General features: G+C 65.7%; 16 protein-coding genes and 1 pseudogene. 5 read left to right on the top strand and 12 right to left on the bottom strand.

All coding sequences use genetic code 11. From position 1 onward, the window contains the following. The first annotated feature begins 619 nt into the window (after window positions 1–619). On the top strand, window positions 620–1,153 hold the full coding sequence (locus tag F1721_RS18210; RefSeq protein WP_150067922.1) for a papain-like cysteine protease family protein: 534 nt from the start codon (window positions 620–622) through the stop codon (window positions 1,151–1,153). Here the strand turns inward: F1721_RS18210 and F1721_RS18205 are convergent. The 12 genes from F1721_RS18205 to F1721_RS34800 all read right to left on the bottom strand — a co-directional run bounded on the left by F1721_RS18205 (window position 1,143) and on the right by F1721_RS34800 (window position 14,562). Beyond that, a complete protein-coding gene (locus F1721_RS18205) occupies window positions 1,143–1,781 on the bottom strand; it encodes a hypothetical protein (RefSeq protein WP_150067921.1) in 639 nt (212 codons plus the stop codon). The genes F1721_RS18210 and F1721_RS18205 overlap by 11 nt on opposite strands. A gap of 17 nt (window positions 1,782–1,798) precedes the next feature. Next, complete coding sequence (locus F1721_RS18200; RefSeq protein ID WP_150067920.1) at window positions 1,799–5,500, bottom strand: hypothetical protein; 3,702 nt, start codon at window positions 5,498–5,500, stop codon at window positions 1,799–1,801. An 86-nt stretch (window positions 5,501–5,586) separates the two neighbouring features. Further along, window positions 5,587–7,299, bottom strand: a complete 1,713-nt coding sequence (locus tag F1721_RS18195; protein WP_150067919.1) for a hypothetical protein — start codon at window positions 7,297–7,299, stop codon at window positions 5,587–5,589. 28 nt (window positions 7,300–7,327) lie between these two features. Continuing rightward, window positions 7,328–8,383 (bottom strand): polyprenyl synthetase family protein, encoded by a 1,056-nt coding sequence (locus tag F1721_RS18190; protein ID WP_150067918.1) that lies wholly within the window; start codon window positions 8,381–8,383, stop codon window positions 7,328–7,330. Further along, complete coding sequence (locus tag F1721_RS18185) at window positions 8,380–9,258, bottom strand: hypothetical protein (protein ID WP_150067917.1); 879 nt, start codon at window positions 9,256–9,258, stop codon at window positions 8,380–8,382. Before F1721_RS18185 ends, F1721_RS18190 begins: the two co-directional genes overlap by 4 nt. A 212-nt stretch (window positions 9,259–9,470) precedes the next feature. Further along, window positions 9,471–9,728: a hypothetical protein gene (locus F1721_RS18180; protein ID WP_150067916.1), complete on the bottom strand. Its 258-nt coding sequence runs from the start codon at window positions 9,726–9,728 to the stop codon at window positions 9,471–9,473. 26 nt (window positions 9,729–9,754) lie between these two features. Further along, window positions 9,755–10,168 carry a hypothetical protein gene (locus tag F1721_RS18175; protein ID WP_150067915.1) on the bottom strand — a complete coding sequence of 138 codons (414 nt, stop codon included), beginning with the start codon at window positions 10,166–10,168 and terminating at the stop codon, window positions 9,755–9,757. A 38-nt stretch (window positions 10,169–10,206) separates the two neighbouring features. Beyond that, complete coding sequence (locus F1721_RS18170; protein ID WP_150067914.1) at window positions 10,207–11,424, bottom strand: hypothetical protein; 1,218 nt, start codon at window positions 11,422–11,424, stop codon at window positions 10,207–10,209. A gap of 33 nt (window positions 11,425–11,457) precedes the next feature. Continuing rightward, a complete protein-coding gene (locus tag F1721_RS18165) occupies window positions 11,458–12,408 on the bottom strand; it encodes a hypothetical protein (protein WP_150067913.1) in 951 nt (316 codons plus the stop codon). A 122-nt stretch (window positions 12,409–12,530) separates the two neighbouring features. Beyond that, entirely contained in the window at window positions 12,531–12,758 is a 228-nt protein-coding gene (locus tag F1721_RS34805) for a hypothetical protein (protein WP_211840520.1), read from the bottom strand. Between the two features lie 534 nt (window positions 12,759–13,292). Beyond that, window positions 13,293–13,748, bottom strand: a complete 456-nt coding sequence (locus F1721_RS18155; protein ID WP_150067912.1) for a hypothetical protein — start codon at window positions 13,746–13,748, stop codon at window positions 13,293–13,295. A 157-nt stretch (window positions 13,749–13,905) separates the two neighbouring features. Then, complete coding sequence (locus F1721_RS34800) at window positions 13,906–14,562, bottom strand: Rv1352/Rv1906c domain-containing protein (protein ID WP_211840519.1); 657 nt, start codon at window positions 14,560–14,562, stop codon at window positions 13,906–13,908. A 417-nt stretch (window positions 14,563–14,979) separates the two neighbouring features. Here F1721_RS34800 and F1721_RS35360 point away from each other — a divergent pair, with 417 nt between their 5' ends. From F1721_RS35360 to F1721_RS35655, 4 genes and pseudogenes are all read left to right on the top strand, one after another. Continuing rightward, entirely contained in the window at window positions 14,980–15,114 is a 135-nt protein-coding gene (locus F1721_RS35360) for a hypothetical protein (RefSeq protein WP_281288779.1), read from the top strand. A gap of 303 nt (window positions 15,115–15,417) precedes the next feature. Then, a complete protein-coding gene (locus tag F1721_RS18145; RefSeq protein WP_246155109.1) occupies window positions 15,418–15,750 on the top strand; it encodes a hypothetical protein in 333 nt (110 codons plus the stop codon). A gap of 116 nt (window positions 15,751–15,866) precedes the next feature. Beyond that, window positions 15,867–16,010, top strand: a pseudogene (locus F1721_RS35130) (site-specific DNA-methyltransferase); the annotation flags it as partial. Between the two features lie 287 nt (window positions 16,011–16,297). Beyond that, the gene (locus tag F1721_RS35655) at window positions 16,298–16,525 is read left to right on the top strand and encodes a tyrosine-type recombinase/integrase (RefSeq protein ID WP_150068219.1); all 228 of its coding nucleotides are present in this window, start codon (window positions 16,298–16,300) and stop codon (window positions 16,523–16,525) included. Window positions 16,526–16,665 lie beyond the last annotated feature (140 nt).

The following is a 16,665-nucleotide window of genomic DNA, read 5'->3' as shown; positions in this document are numbered from 1 at the left end:
AACGCACGTGGTGCGGACGCCCGGCCGACGAGGACCACTGCGGGAGCTGGATCTCGACCGGCCCAACGCGCTCGGGAAACCCGTCCCAGAACCGGTTTCCGCCGATCCCGGTGTCGCCGGTGAAGCAGGTGCATCCCCGCGAGTCCGAACCCGATCGCTGCGACGTCCCACAACGCCGAGACTACACAATCCGGGCACAACGCTGGGCAGCCCTGCACCCGCGCGGCAGCCCCATCGCACGAGAGTCCACATCGGACTGATCAGCGGTGTGCGCGTCCCGGCAAGTCGCGCGGGTGGCAGGGCGGCGCCACTGCCGCGTGCTCCGTGGTTCAGACCGGGCGAGTCGCCCTTGGTCCGGTATCCGGCTCGTCGTGCGTCGGGCGTGGTTCGGGTTCGCGGTGCCGCCAGTTGTCCGGGACCGTGGCTGCGAGTACGTCGTCGACGGTGATGACGCCGAGGATCCGATCGGCGTCATCACCGGCAGGGACAGCAGGTCGTAGTCGGTCATCAGGCAGGCCACCGTGATCAGGTCCGCATTGGGGTTCACACCGCAACTACCTGGCCAGCAAGCTCTGGACCCCGGGATGCGCATTGCTGTTGCGGCAGGTACGAAGTGGGCATGTTGCTGCGCGTGGAACCGACGGAGCACGGCCCGGACCGGACTCACGGATCCGGCCCGGCGCAGCATGTGCTGGCGCTGGTGGTCGAGCGCCAGGAACGGGCGGATTGGTGCTGGGCCGCCGTGGCGTGTTCGGTCGCCCGGTTCTGGGGGTGTCACGATTGGTCGCAAGAGCGCGTGGCGGCGGCTACCCCGCGGCCGGGCCAACCGTCGTCCGGCAGCGACTTCGCGCGGCTCGACGACGCCCTGTCCGCGGTTGGCTGCTTCGACCACTGGAGCCCGGGTCACCCGGGGTTCGCCCGGCTCGCGACCGAGATCGCGGTAGGCCGACCAGTCGGGGTGCAGGTGCAGGCGGCAGACTTCGCGCACTTCGTGCTGGTCATCGGATACCACCGAGGACGACGCGAGCTGCAGATCGCCGATCCCGCGCACGGGCCGTCGGTGCAGCCCTGCGACCGGTTCCCGATCTGCTACCCGCCGGTACCCGGCTTCTGGCAGGGCACCTACTGGACGCGACCACCGGTCAACCGGTGATCCGGTACTTGCCGTTCGAGACGGTCCACCTCTTCGAATCAACTGGTGCGAAGTTCTGCCGCTTGACGACCCGGCACAGCGCGCTGTTCACCCGGTTCCCGCTGGACGGGTTCGCGGTGTAGCTCGCCATGTTCTCGTACACCCGCAGCAGCTCGCCGTAGAACGGCAGGCCGAGGCCGCGAGCGGCCGCGTCGAACCCCGGACCGGGGTCGTCCGACCTGGACCGGGGGCCGATGAAGAGGTTTCCGGGGAGCCAGAAGTACACCTGCATCAACCCGTCGTAGAACTGAGGTGTTCCCTGCGCATCGGGGTCGTGCGTCTCGGCGGTGATGCCTTCGGCCAGCGCCGCGACTCCGCGGCGCTCGGCCGCGTCGAAGGTGAGCCGGTAGCGGAACAGCATTCTGGCCATCTCGCGCAGCACCAGTCGCAGATCGCCGAACCGGCGCTGGTCGAGCAACATGTTCCAGTAGTTCTTGAGGACGACATAGGGCACGATGTGGTGCCGCGTCATCGGAACCCCGGTGTTGGGCGGCTGCGCCGGGCCGCTGAGGTCCTCCTTGTAGTTCGGCACCGCCTCGAACGGCGAGACAGGCCGATCGTTCGCCAGGTACCGCAGGTCATAGGCCAACCTTGGTCACCCCGTTCTCACAGCATCTTGGCCGCACGTTCCAAGGAGCAGGACTTCAAGAACTGCCACACCTTGTCGACGATCTCCTTCGCCTTGCCCTCGGAGAACTTCCACACCTCCTGGAGCACCTTGATCACCTGGTCCTTGGTCATGTTCCACACCACGTGCAGTGCCTCGACCGCCTTCTCCGCCGTGTACCCAGCCAGCTTCAGCAACTTGCCGGCTTCGGAGGCCGCGACGTTGAAGGCGTCCTTAAGGACGCGTGCCACGTCGTTGATGCCCTTGAGCAGCCCCTCCCCCACGGCCTTCGCCCACTTCTCGGCACAGGAGACGAGCTCGTGGAAGATCTTGTCGGGGTAACTGGCGAAGTACTCCTGCAGCGAGGCCTTCAGCTCGGTCCAGTTCCGCAGCGAGTCCAGGTTGAACTGCTCGGGGGTCAGCTTCTGGCTGCCGAACCGGAACCACCCGCGCACCGCGAAGCTGAACTTCGGGTCGATCGCGATCGCGATGGCCATCGCGAAGGTGGCCGAGAAGTTCAGCCCGGACGGGATGATCACGACCTCGCCGATCTTCACCGGCTTGGTGGTTTTCACTTGGAAGGAAAGCGAGCCGCCGACCGCTGCGGTGAACTTGCCGTCCCTGAGCGCGCAGGACACCGAGTTCGTGAAGATGAAGGCCGCGGCCCGCCAGGTGAACTCCCAGCCCCCGTCCTTGACAGTGGCCCTGATCATCGCGCTCATGCCGAGCAGGTCGAGCTTGCCGGACAGGAAGACGTACGGGGTGCTGGGCCCGAGGGACACGGTGGTGTTCACCGCTCCTTCCGGCCCCTTCTTCCCCGTGCTGTCGGAGAGCTGGAAGACGCCGTCGCCGAGCACGATGGGCTTGTCCACGCTGCCGGAGGCGTCGATGCCCTGCTCGGGCACGATCCGGACGTCGAACACCAGCCGGTACCCGAACAGGGTCACGTCCCCGGCCGCGCGGAAGCCGAACGGCCAGTGCTTTTGGGTCCGGGGGTCGGTGCAGCCGTTCGGGGCGAGCACGACGGCGAGGGAGAACTTCCGGAACGTGATCTGGTCGGTGAGCTTGACGAGTTGGCTGTTCTGATCGGTGAACTGGCGGATCAGGTCGCCGAGCACGATTTCCTTCTGCTCGTGCCCCTTGGCGAGCACGAGGACGAACGCGTCCAGGTAGGGGACTTCGCCCTTGAACCCGCCGACGGCGGCCAGGTCCAGTTGCACGGAGTTCTTCCCGGAACGCACGACGAGCGCACCACCGGCCCCGAGGGACACCGACATCGAACCCACGGTGATCACACCGAAGAAGTTCTTGATCTCCAGCCCTTTGAGCCCGAACGGCTCCTGCCAGGTCGGACTGGTCGCCGGTGGCGTGCTGCTGCCCTGCAACTTCTTCTGCCACTGCTCGCCCTGTCCCGCGGCGAGCACGAAGTACACCGCCAGCTCGCCGTTCAGGCTGACCATGCCGCCCAGGGCGAGCTTGAGCGTGACCTTCTTCTTGTTCAGGTCCCAGAAGGTCAGGTCGAAGGCTGCCCGCAGGTCGAACTGCGCGCGTTTCGGGACGATCCGGAGCTGGATGCCGGTGAACTGGACACCCTCGATCCCGCTCGCGCCGTTCTTGGACCGGTTCGCCAGCGCGATGCTGAGCTCGGAGTTGCTCAGCGGCTTGGCGATCAGTCCGGTCAGCTGCAGCTCGGCCGGTCCGCCGAAGACGGGTTTGAGCGCACCGGCCAGCACCCCCTTGAGCTCGACGGTGGTGAAGAAGGTGACGCCGCGGGCGAGCGGGACGGGCAGGTTGGGCGGGCGTTTCGGGTCGGCGGGCAGCGATCCGCCGTCCCGGGTGGACAGCGCCAGCCCGGACGCCTTGACCGCGATGCAGTCCTTGATCCAGCTCAGCACGTCCGGGTACCAGGTCCACCCTTGGGTCCAGATGGCACCGATGAACTCCGTCGAGCCGTCGTGCTTGCGGGCCAGCGCGAGGAACGAGACCTGGTTGTTGTTGACGTCGACCGTGCCGGTCACGCCGAGGACGCACTCGGTGCCGGATCGGGTGTTGAGGCCTTGGTTCCCGGCGATGGCGAGCCTGACGACGACCTCGGTGAGCTTGACCTTCGGCAGCTCGTCGGAGTAGACGAGAGTCTTGTCGAAGGTCTTGATCAGGGCGGTGAGATCGGCAGTCGGCAACCGTCCTTCGAGGGTGAACTTCTTGGGGATCTCCCAGTGGGCGTTGAACCTGGCCAGCGGCGACTTGCCCTGCGGCGGCAGCAGCTCCGCCTCAGCGCTGATCTCCCCGGTCAGCTTCTTCGACTTGCCGCTGTAGTCGAGCACGACCGATGCCTGGGTGAGCTTGACCGATGCCACGCCGAGCGAGAGCTGCCAGGTGCTGCTGACCGACGCGGTCAAGGTGAACTCACCGGCCGGGGCGACTGCGGTGATCTCCAGGTTGCTCATGGTCAGCTCGGGGGCATCGGTCAGCGACAGCCCCAGTTTGCGCATCAGCGACACGAGGTTGACCGGGCTGGCCGTGCTCATCCCGAAGGTGGCGGTCACCCCACCGGCGTCCCGGAAGAACACCGCGTCGGCGAGCAGGACGATCCCGTCCAGCAGGACGACCTTGCCCCGCGCGGTGGCGGTGATCTCCCTGGGTCCGCCGCCGAACGGGTTGGCGATGGTGAAGCCCGCGGTGATGTCACCAGCGGTGAAGTAATCCTTGACGACCTCCCAGGTAGTGCTGAGCCCGAGTTCCAGGCGCACATCGGAAACGATCTCGGCCAGTGTCTTCCCGGCGTTCAGGTGGATCACGAGCCGTTGCAGGGACACCGCGTTGCCGAGCGTGAACCCCTTGCCCACGGTGCCGCTGAGCGAACCGCCTGCCCAGGTCGACAGCGCCGCAGTCTGGTGGGTGCGGGGCGTGAACGTCCCGGTGAGCTCCAGGATCTTCGCCCCGGTGTCCAGGTCCGCGGTGAGCAGGATCGGGTCGCTGGAACCGATGGTGACCACGGCCGCCACACGGACGCGGTGCTTGATCGGCGGTCCCAGGTCTGTGACCACCTCGAGCTGGAACTTGGTGCCCATCGAGCCCGCATCGGCCGCGGTGGACCTCAGGGTGAGCTTGGGCTGGAATGCGGAGGGCCTGGACATGTCGCCGGAGCCGATCTCGATCTGTCCGGACAGCGTCACCTGGCCACCGCTCTCCAGCAGCGCAACGAAGTTGTGCAGCAGGCCGGTCCTCTTCACCTTGGGTGCGTCGAATGTGACGCCCTTGCCCAGCGCTGGGACGCCGTTGCCGGGTTTGCGCGCCACCGAAGTCAGGTGCAGGGTCGGTCCGCTGACGAAGCCGAGCCCGTCCAGCACGCTGTTCTTCGTCGCCGGGAACGCCGCGGCGAAGGTCCACTCCCGGGGCAGGCTCAGCGGGATGTACACCGCCGGGGTGCCATCGCTGGTGGGGTTCCCGGACGAGTCGACGAGACCGAACTCGATTCCCTTCACCGCGCGGTCGGTCGCCCCGAACATCGATACCGTACCGTCGACCTTGATGAGATCGCCGGACTTCTTGGTGCTGACCCCGGATACGACCAGGTTGCCGCCCAGCCACCGGCGCACCAGATCGGCCACGTCACCGGCGCCGAAGGCGGTCGACGGCAGGGTCAGCTTGTTCTGCTTGGTGTGCTGGGCGAGAATCCGCTCGACCTCATCGATGCGCATGCCGCTCCTGGGTCAGCTGTTGGAGAACGTGCACTGGAGGTTCGGCGGTTCCCCGCGAAACCGCCGAAACCCGCGAAACCGCCGCGTCAGGTGCCGGTGTTCTGCTTGATGAGCTTGCGGGCGTCCTCGGTGACCCGAGTGCCGATTGCCTCCCGGTTCTTCTCCACCTCGGCCTTGATGCCGTCCACCACGGCCTGCTTGGGCGTGTCCTTGTTCAGCTCCTGGTTGATCTCGTTGTCGAAGCTGCCGCCGGTCTTGACCGTGATCGTCAGGTCGGCGAGTGCGACTGACGGAACCAGCTTGCTGAACTTCACCGTGAGGTCGGAGGCGTCCTTGCCGGTGATGGACGCCTCGATAGCCAGCGACGCCTTCTTGATCTTCACGGTGTACGACCCGTCCAGCTCATCCGGGTCGTCGCCGAGCTTGGCGGTGAAGTTCCCGGACAGCGTGATGGGCGGCAGCGGCACCACCTTCACCGTGCCGTCGCGCGTCTTGACCTTCGTCTCGGTAGTGATCTCGCCCAGCTTCAGCACGGCGCTGATACCACCGGCGATCGCCTTCATGTCCGCAGCCGGGAACAGCGCGTTCGAAGCACCGGTGAGCTGGGAGTCCTTCTTGAGGTAGATGCTGTGCAGCTTCTTCTCCCAGACCGTCTGATCGGGCAGCTTGACGTCGCCGGGCAGCTTGTACGGGTCGAGCTTCGGATCGGTCAGGGACAGGATGGTCGCGGCCGGGTAGAGCGCGCTGTCCTTGTTGTTCAGCGCGGTGCGCAGCCGGTCGAAGAGGTACTGGGTGACCGGGTGCAACCCTTCGCCGGTCCCGTCGTAGAGACCGCTGTTCGGTACCGCACCGAGCGCATCGTCGATCACCTGGTGGAACCGGTTGGTCAGCTCGGTGGCCAGGGCCTTCCGGTTGTTCTCCTTGCTCAGCTCGGTGTTCACGCTCGTGAAGAAGGTGTTGGTCGCCTTCCCGCTGTTGAGCATGTTCAGCAACATCGTCCGGTTTCCATCGATCCAAAGCTGGGTGAAGTCGGTGTTCCCCGGGTCGACCGTGAACTTCTTGTCGTCGAACTCGATGGGCGTGGTGGCGTTGCTCCAGCACTTCACCTCGACGACGGACAGCGCGAGCTTGCGTCCGGATCCGGATCCGGACACCGAGATGTCGCAGGTGATCTGCCCCTGCAAGGCGTTGAACTGCAGCGCGAACCCGCCCGTGGCGTTGAGCTTCAGCTCCGGCCAGTGGGGCAGTTCCGGAACGGACTTGCCGAGAGTTCGCTTGGTGAGCTCCGGCGGGTTCTGCTTCGCGTCGGAGATTCCCAGTTCCAGGTGGGCGGAGTACTTCCCCGCGATGCCCACCTTCTTCGCGAGCTTCGGCTCGTCCTGGTAGTGGCCGAAGGTCACCGGAACCACGCAGCGCAACGTGGTGGTGGAGTGCTGGGAGACGCTGACGTCGCCGACGTGGGCGTTGGGCAGCCCGTCCACCTGCACGGACAGCAGATCGATCGACGGCCAAGGCCGGGTCGGGTGCACGAACAGCTTGAAGTCCTGCGGGAGTTCGTACTTCTTCAGGATCTGGACCAGCTTGCGGTCACCGGCGGTGATGGCCCGCGCTTGAGCGGTCTTACCCGGGTCTCCGTCAACCTTCGGAACGGTCCACTTCTCGGCCTTGATGGGCAGGACGGCATTCCCGTGCTCGTCCTTGAGGGACTCGAGGAGGTTCGGCAGCCACAGCTTCGAGCCCTTCTTGTTCGCTCCCGCGCGCAACACATTGGCGACGAAGCGGAATGGTTCCACGCTCATGTCCAACTCCTTGCATTGTCCACTGCGGTTACGGCGCTCGGTCCACGACGTGCAGGGCCAGGTCGGCCATCGCGGCGCGGTGGGGACCGGGGTGAAAGGGACGCAGGTATTCCAGCGCGTCCAGGGCTTGGGCCCGCGCATCGGCATAAGCGCGGGCGAAGCCCCTGGTGTGCCGCACCTCGTTCGCGGCGCGGTCACCGTCGACCGGTTCGCCACCCCGGAAGGCGCGGGTGACCGGGTGATCCGGTCCCAGCTCGTCAAGCGCGTAGATGATCGGCAGCGAGGCGCGGCGGCGGGCCAGGTCCATGCCGCGGGGTTTTCCCGACTTCTCCGCGTCCTGCACGAGGCCGAACAGGTCGTCCATCACCTGGAAGGCCCGGCCGATCCGCCGGCCGAAGAACCCGGCGCGCCGGGCATCCGCCGTCCGACCGCCGGCCAGCACGACCCCGGCTTCGCAGGCCAGGCCGAACAGCACCGCAGTCTTGCGGTCGATGGTCTCCCAGTACCGGGCGAGCAGCACGTCGGTGTCCCAGGACGGGTTCACCTGAAGTTCGTCGAGTTCGCCGCAGCACACCCGGAAGGCGGTGTCCAGCACCATCTTCACCAGGTCCATGTCCCGTTCGCGATCGATGACGTCGATGAACCCTCGCACGGCCTGCACGAACTGCATGTCGCCGACGATGATCGCGGTCTCCGCACCTCGGACGGCGTTCACCGATGCCATACCTCGCCGCAGCAACGAGTCGTCCACGACGTCGTCGTGGATCAACGTAGCCACGTGCAGCATCTCCAACGCGACCGCACCGTCCACGACCTTCTGCGGCGCGGATTGCGACCCGAGCACGAGGTGGGCGCTGAGCAGCAGCAGCAACGGCCGCAGCTTCTTGCCACCGTGGTAGATCGCGTACTCGGTGCTGGTGAGGTAGTCGCGCTGCGGCTCGAGCCGGGCGGCCAGGGTCTCCTGGTAGCGGCGGCGAGCGTCCGGCAGCAGATTGTTCCACGCGGCCTGGACCGGATCGGGCGCGGCATCGCTTCCGGGGAGACGCAGCGCCGCCCGGTCCGGAACCTCGTCCAGCGCGGTCATCCGGCCATGCCCCCGGACGGTTCGAGCGAGCCGTCCAGCACCGCACGCCGGAGCCGATCGGTCACGGCATCTCGCACCAGGCTTTGCACGAAGTGCGTGCGGGAAGGCCTCTCCCGCGCCACTTCGCCGACCGCACCCCGCCACCGCGAATCATCGATTTCCAGGTCGAAGACCGGGAGTTCCACCTCGATCAGCAGCTCACCGTCCGGACCGTAGGCCACGACCACTCGAGTGCCTTCGATCCGTGCTGTGCAAGCGCTGCGGTACAGCGTGCTGCTCCGCTCGGAGCGTTCGCGGGCGCGCTGCAGCGCCCTGGCCCGGCGGGCTTGCGCCAAAGCAGCCCGCACAGGCTCGGCGAGTTGGGCGGGTGCCTCCCCCGAAGCGACAGCGGCCGTGCCACCGGTTCCCGGTTCGGCGCTGTACAGCGCTTTCCACTCGTCGAGCGACTTGGAAACCGCTTTCCCGGAGTGCTTCTCGACGACCGCGTACACCTCCGTGGCGGTCATCGGCTTCGTCGTTTCGGACGTGTTCCCCGTGTCCTTCTGCACCGTACCGCTGAAGTCCGCCACGGCCTTTGCCGCGGCCTCGTACTTCGCCTTCTCCTTCGGATGCTTTTCGGCCAGGTCGCAAAGAGCGTCGAACAGCACGCCCTGCCGGACGAACGCACTGCCGTTGTAGCTCAGGCTCCCCGAGGCGGTGGACGGGTACTTCTTCTTCTCGTCGTTGACCTTGATCTTGCCGTCGGCGACGGCCTTGGAGGTGTCCTCGGCCATCATCTTGGTGGCGCCCTTGTCCTTCCAGATTTTCTGCAACCCCTCGTCTTCCTGGAAGGCCTTGTCGAAAGCCTCGTTGTGCTTGCCGAAGTCCTCGAGCATCTTCTTCGGCGCTGGCTTGTTCTTGTTCGCGAGTTCTTGGAGCTTCTCGCGCTCCTGCTTCGCCTGCGCGACCCACCACGCCTTCGTCTTCTCGTCGTCGGAACTCCGTTCGGCCTCGGTCGCGCCACCGACCGTGGGCCGAAGCGCGTGCGGCGGCAGTTCGGACAGGTCACCCGCGGTGTCGATGTCGACGATCGGATCGGGGAAGACGGTCAGCGAGCATTCCCCCGCAGTTCCAACGGGGGCAGCTTGAGGGCGTACCGCCGCGGCTCTCCGGAGATGGTCTCCGCTGCTGGCGCGCCCTCCAGCGCGACGACCAGCGAACTCAACCGGAAGTTGAGCGCGCCGGTCGGGTAGTCGACGTCTGCTGGCATCTCGACGGTGCGCGCCAGCGGGAACTCCAGGTCATCGGTGACCGCGAACTCCCTGGAGCGGCCCGCTTCTCGCCCGGAACCTGGTTTGTTGCTCATGCCAACGACCTCCTCGTGGCGGTTGGTCAGGTGATGTTGATCTCCGAGGCGTGAAGCAGAAGCATCTCCTCGTGCGTGGCGATGCCGGGATCCTTGAACGAGACGGTGACCTTCTCGGTCTTGACCTTGAAGTCGAACTCCAGCTTGGGCTTGAGCGTGAAGTCGATGTGCTTCATGATCTCGGCGCCGATCCGCCGCTCCTTGATCTGGCTGTTCTCCACCTGATCGCTCATCGTCTCGCAGGCGAACTCGATCGCGGGCTTGGCGACGTTGGAGAGGGCATCGGTCACCCACTTCTGACCCGGGGCAACCGAGGGTTTGAGATGGACAGCGCCGAGATCCGTAGCCTTGATCTTCAACTGGTTCTGGTTGTCGAGCTGCGCCGTGACGGTCAGGTACGGCTTCGAATCGATGTCGATGTTGTACTTGATGATGCTCACGCGATCTCCTCTGGCAGGGCGTGGCGATGCGGCATCGGTCAGGACAGCGATGGAGTGGCGGTCAGCCGGGCCATCCCGTCGTACTCGTCGAGAGTCAGGTTCCGGAGCGTCAGCTTCACGTTCACCTCGGCGATGTTCAGCGGGATGTCCGGAACGGTGAAGACCTGAACCGACTTGCCGATCAGGTACTCGCGCGCCTTCGGGACGCAGTTGTTGACCAACGCCTGCACGAGCGGCTTGCAGATCCACGACAGCCAGTGCCCATCGCTGACCGCTTCGACCCAGAAGTCCTTGAGGTCCTTGAGCTTGAGGGAGACGCTGTTGTTCACCACGCTCAGGTCGACGACCGCCTCGACCGGATTCGGGTGGGAGACGAAGCTGTAGCCGAGGTGGTACCGGACGAACCAGTGCCGCCCGTCCACGGACACCCAGCCACCGAGGTCCGGGTACACGGAGAAACCGGTCGGGCTGTTGGCGTGGGCGTTGATGCTGTTGACCTTGAAGCCCGCCGTGCACTTGTACCAGCCGCCCCAGTACGAGTCGCCGCCACCACCTTGCCAGGCATAGCCGTTGAGCAGCACAGCCGCCAGCTTGGCGCCCTTCTCCATCGTGTTCTTGCTGAGCAGCACGTAATTTCCGCGCTTGGGCAGCGCGGTCGTGGACGGCGGTGTGGCGTTCGGCCGGTCGCGGAGGTTCGCCACGGTGATGACCCGGTCGTCTCCGACCGCGGCGGCGATCGGACCGAAACTCAGCCCGTAGACGTTGATGTTCGGCACCGACAGCCCGGCGAGCAGCTTTCCCGCCTCGCGCAGCAGTCTGGGCACGATGATCTGGCGGTAGATGACGCGGTCGGACTGCGCGAAGCCCGTCAGGTCGACTTTGGCTCCGTGCGGGGTGAAGGTGCACTTGCCGTCCTGCGCGGTCAGCGTGCAGATCGCCTCGATCGAGGTGGTCTTGCCCTCCTGACCGTCCCGCTTGAACCAGAACTTGGGAAAGGTCAGCACGAAGGCGTTGGTCGTCGGTTTGGGCGCTTGCGCGTTCTCCTTAATCGCATCGCGCCAGAGAGCGTCGCTCGGCGGCTGCAACCTCAGATGAGGCGGTTCGTCGATCTTCCAATCCACCCATTCGTTGTTCCCGCCGATCGTCACCTGCTGCCGGCCTTCTCGGAACTTCTTGAGGTCGTCCCGCCCGTGCAGCGCGCGAAGCGAGGTGTTCAGCGTCTCCTGATCGACGCACACCGCGAAATCGTTGTCCACGAGTCATCTCTCCCCTGGCTAATCGCCGACCGATCAGAGCTTGTTCCCGCCCCGTTCCACCGAACACCCCTTTTCCGACATCGATCCCGGATCCACCGACGCCTCCGTCGTGATCGTCGGCTGGGCCTTGATCTTGGCCGGATTCGAAGTCCCCGGGAACGAGATGTCCACCACCTTGTCCAGCCAGATGGTCGCTCGCGGTTTCAGGAACTTGTAGTCCTTCTCCCACTTCCAGATTTGCCGTTCGTCCGGTTTCATCTTCTGAATCTTCCCGGTGACCACTTGACCGGCCAGATTCTTGCCCAGCAGGGCGAAGACGTCCTGCTGCGGAATCGTCAGATCGATCTGGGAATCGCTCCGGCCGGACTTCTGCTGCGCCGTGACCAGCAGCCGCTTGTCGGCGATCACGACTTCCCCCAGCTCCAGATCCAGCTTGACGTCGGGAACCGGCTCGAGAACGGGGAGCTTAAGGCCGTCCAGCACCAGGTCGACCATGTTCAGCACCTTCGGCACGATGATCTGGTTGACGATCGCCCGGTCCCACTTGTTCCAGTGGGCCTGGTCCAACCACAGGGCAAGGGTGGTGATGCTCAACGCCCCGGAAGCCACCTCGGCCTTGCCGTAGGCGACCACCTTCGTGGTTCCACCGACCGGATTACCGCCCTCCTTCGTGAACTGACCAAAGAACTCGGGGAGCGTCACCGAGAACACCGCACCGGAGGGAACCGAACCAGCATTCGTCAGCTTGTTCCCGTTGCGGTCGATGCAGGTTCGCCACGTTTCCAGAGAAGGCGCCTCGAGACCGAATGCGGGCGCCTTCTTGAGATCCCATTCAACCTTGGTATCGCCAAATTTCTGCTGCCCTTTGAATATGTTTCCCTCCTTCATCGGATAGAGCTTCTCGTACAATTTTGCGACCGCCGCGGTAAGCTTGTCCTGCTGCACGCCGACGGCGGCATCAAAGGGTTTTATCTTGATCTTCACGCGTCCTCCTGGAACCGCACGGCACTCCCGGAATGAAGCGGTAAGCAAGCCAGCCGACCGAAAACCTGCTTTGCCCGAAAGTATCGGCACCCAGCAACGCCAGCCAGGCGAGGTCTCACGGTTCACTCATGAGACCGACCTCGATCGGGGAAACCAGACCATGAACCGGAACGATCTTCAGATAAAACCCGGGCGCACAACCAGTCGACAACACCCCGAGTAGAGAATCGCACGCGGACGATCTTCTGCTCCTTCTCCCACGCCCGCTCGATCCCGGCCTTCTCCAGCAGTCCCGCCTGGCGGGTCAGGCCACTGCGGCTGTAGACGACGCCATCGGCGAGCGCGGTCATGGTCAGCCGCCGATCCGGGCCACCAGCTGGTACTAGACGTAGCTGAGCTCGGCCGTCGCGCGCACCTGCTGCTCGACAGCGTGATGCACCAGGCTCACCGATGACAGGAGCGCGAAGTACGTGCTGAGCTGTCGGGTTCCAGCGCCTCTGCCATACCGTCATCCACTTGCTTCGACTTCAAAGCAAGCTATCGAACCATGACCACTTACAACGAACTAAGCGAAAAGTACTGCCACAACCAGTAAACTCACTGGTCAAGAAGTCTCGGCCCCGCGCACGCGGAGATGGTCCGCGGCGCTCTCGCTCATCACCTTGATCACGTCGGCGGTGAGCCCAGAGACCCACCGCCGCAGAATCCGCGTCTGACCGATCCGATCGACCAAGACACGCAATCAGCGCGCCTCACGATCATTCACACCGGCGTTACAGGCACAGCGCCAGGGGCACGGCTGGCATTCGGAAGAAGCCGATCTATGGCTGGAGTACTACCAGGAGCACGCCGGGCAGGCTTAGCCTGCCCGGCAGGGATCGGGACTACGGGAGTTCCAGTGTGGCCGCGTCGGCCTCGACCCAGCCGGTCCGGTTGAAGCGGAAGCCCTCCGGCAGAAGCACCGGCGATACCGGCTGAGGCTGCTGGTTGCGCCAGCACGTGAACCAGTGCGCCTGATGCCAGCGCCCGTCGCGGCGGCGGGTCTCGTTGAGATCGTCGTTCAGCCAGCCGTCGCGGCTGATGGCGTGCTGGACGTGACGCCACGCCTCATCCAGGTTCTTGACGGGGCCGTGGAACAGGACGTCGTCCACGGTAAGCCGGGACCGGACAGCGCGGGTGTTGTCGGCGGCGTAGTAGGAGAACCCCTTGGCCATGTCGGTCCTCATGGGGTTTCCGCCGGGGTCGCGGCGGTACAAGACCCAGCCGCAGCTGTCGCCGCGGGTTTCGTCGTCGGCTGGATCCCACCACCAGTGGTTGCGGACCCACACCGTGTGGCTCATCGGTTTCTCCTCGAATCTGTGCGGTGAAAGAAGTAGCGGGCCGGGCAGTTCCCCAGGGTCAGGGAACTGCCCGGCCGAGCCGGCCGCCTCCAGACACCCGGCCCCCTCCCCTTCCCGCCCCTCAGTCAGCAAGCGGGGCGAGAACAACTGGCAGGGTTCAGCCGACCTTCTCGAACGGCTGGCACCCGCTGATCTCAAGCAGCTCTCCCGACTTCACCGTCACCCGAGCCGGACCGTCGTTGAGGTTGCTGGTGATGACGTTGGCGAACTCCGAGGAGCCGTTCTTGTACCGCGCCCAGAAGCAGGGGCGACCGTCGCCACCTGCGGACTTGTAGGTCCCGGGCTCGATGTCCTCACCAACGTGGTACATGCCGTCTGTGATACCGCTGGTCAGCGGGCCGGTGTTCTGCGCGGGTGCAGCAGTTTCGGTGAGCGGTGAGGCCGGGACGATTCCCTCCTGAGCGCTGCCCGGGCTGGTCTGAAGGTCATCGGAGATCTTGTCCATGTCCCGGACGAATTGGTCGGCGGCCTGGAACACGATCACCATCCCCACGATGCCAACCACCAGCGAAAGACCACCCAGGCCGGTCCCGATCCACGACATGATCTTGTTGGTGGCCACGCCCTTGCGAGTCCTGGCGACGCCGAGCAGCCCGAACAGCACCGCGAGCCCACCCAGGATGAGCGCGATGAAGCCGGTCAGAGGAATGAGGCTGAACACAAGCCCGATCAGCGCGAGCACCAGCGCGGTAATACCGAAGCCGTTGCGCGGCGGGGCGGCGGGCGGGTAGGGCATGGCTACCTGGTGAGTCATGACGATGTTCTCTTCTCCGCCCGGGTGGGGCGTCCGTGGCTCGCGTAGAAGTGCGAGCATCAACTACCCATTCGTGCGATCACTGAGAGTCGTTACGAATTAGCCCCAAAAAGTCTCCGCAGGCCATACGCGACACAACGCAGTAACGCTGCGCGGTCGGCCGGCGATAACCCCCTGCCCTGTTCCGCCACCGAGCGTGTGACAGGGGCACCGCCGCCGAGGTGCACGATTGCTTTCCGGCCAGCCGCCGCCCGACCCTGAGCCCAACCAGCAGTGAGACCCGCCCCAAAACAGGCCGCGATCTTCGAGGGCTTCTCCGTGTGAAGGTCAACTACAACGGGCAGGCCGGACCGACAAGGATGAGCTCGGCGCGACGATCAAGAAGGTCGGCAAACTCATCGCGGTGGTGCGGAACTGATGGGCGCCAAGACCAACGCCACCAACCCCACTCACGACACCGCGGGCGGTCTGGACACCATCGCCCCGTCCGAGGGCACGATCACCGTCGACGGGGTGAGCTGCCGCATGAAGCGCCTGCGGTGCGCGAGCTGATGAAGCTCATGTGGGCCTGCGGACCGCACCCGGTCGACCCCGGCGCACGGTGGCCACTGCCCATCCTGAGTGCTGTCGTCACTGCCTTCAGCACCCCCGGCGACCGAGTCCTGCTCACCACCGTCACCGGCGATCGCACGACGACTAGCGACGACGACCTCGCCGCAGCACTGAACACGGTCCGCGACCTCGATCGCGCCGCCTCCCACACCTCGCTGGACCAGATCTCTCGGCAGCAGCTTGACGGCGGTGATCCGGTCGATCTTCTCGTGGCCAGCCACACCCCCGGCGACCACGAGCCCGGTGGATCTGCTCGCCCACCACGCGGCGCGGCTGTTGCGCACCGGCGGGATCCTCGCGGTCCTCACCCACACCGACAGCGCCCACGGTGAGCTGCGCGACCCCACCGGAGACATCGTCGCCGCAGCGCAAAACGCTGACCTGCTCTACCTCCAGCACATCGTGTGCCTGCTCGCCCCCATCCGCGGCGGAGGCCTCACGCCCCTCCCCGCCGATCCGGCCACGGTTGGTGATCGTTCGCCTGCTTGGTTCCGGCACCGGCGTGTGCACGCCGATCTCCTCGTCTTCGCCCAACCCCACAACCACCACACCCCCGCAGGCGGCGATGCCCAATGACCCACCACACCCACCAGGCACGTGCCGGGGAGGACGCCCTCATGCACCGCCACCACCACACTCCGGCACACGCGGACCACCGGTCCTGCAGCAGTCCCGCTCCTGGCTAACCGGCTGTGTCGGTGTGGGCGACGGCGCAAACCAGCCCCGCCGCCCAGCGCAAGGGCCGCTACAGCCCCGACTCCTCCGCGCACCCCGCCAAGATGCTGCCCGCCGTCGCCGCCCACGCCATCGCCCACTACACCCAGCCCGGCGACCTCGGCATCGCCGCTGGCGGCGATAGCGTCCCGGCGAAGCCACGACGAACCGCTTGTCGCGCCGCTGCATCGTCGTCCGGCGAACACCGCTCCCGCAGACGCGAACCAGAGGCTCCGCGCCGCGCCGCCACACGCGGTCAACGGTCTCGCTAGCAACGCGAGACGAGTGGTCATGAAGCACGACCTGGAGGGCGTGGCGGCGTGACGAGGCGTCCGAGCCACGCGCCAGCGAGCGATTCCCGGACCAACACCACCGTTTCTTCTCCTACCGTTCAGCTGCACAGACCACAATCGACGAGTGGATCCGCGCATGGTCGGACGCTCAAAGCGTCTCCGACGTCACCTGGGCGACCTACCAGTCACACATCCGCAACCACATCCTGCCTCGCTGGTCCGGCACCGCACTGGGCGACATCACACGTATCGCGGCCAAAGGGTGGGTGAACAAGAAGCTACGCCCGAACATGGCCGACAAGAGCGCGCGACATCCTCGTACTGTTCTCCATGATCCTTGGTGAAGCCGCGGACGACGGACTGATCGCGAAGAATCCGTGCCTCAAGCTGCGCATCAACTTCGAGGGCCCGCGCGAACGCCCCCACGCCACCACCGACGAAGTCGATGCCATCGCCGGGCGCATGCCTCCGGATGCCGGGCTGA

Source organism: Saccharopolyspora hirsuta (genome assembly GCF_008630535.1).
Lineage (GTDB): Bacteria > Actinomycetota > Actinomycetes > Mycobacteriales > Pseudonocardiaceae > Saccharopolyspora > Saccharopolyspora hirsuta.
The sequence above is the reverse complement of the archived record's forward strand: the minus strand, read 5'-3'. Positions and strand labels throughout refer to the sequence as shown.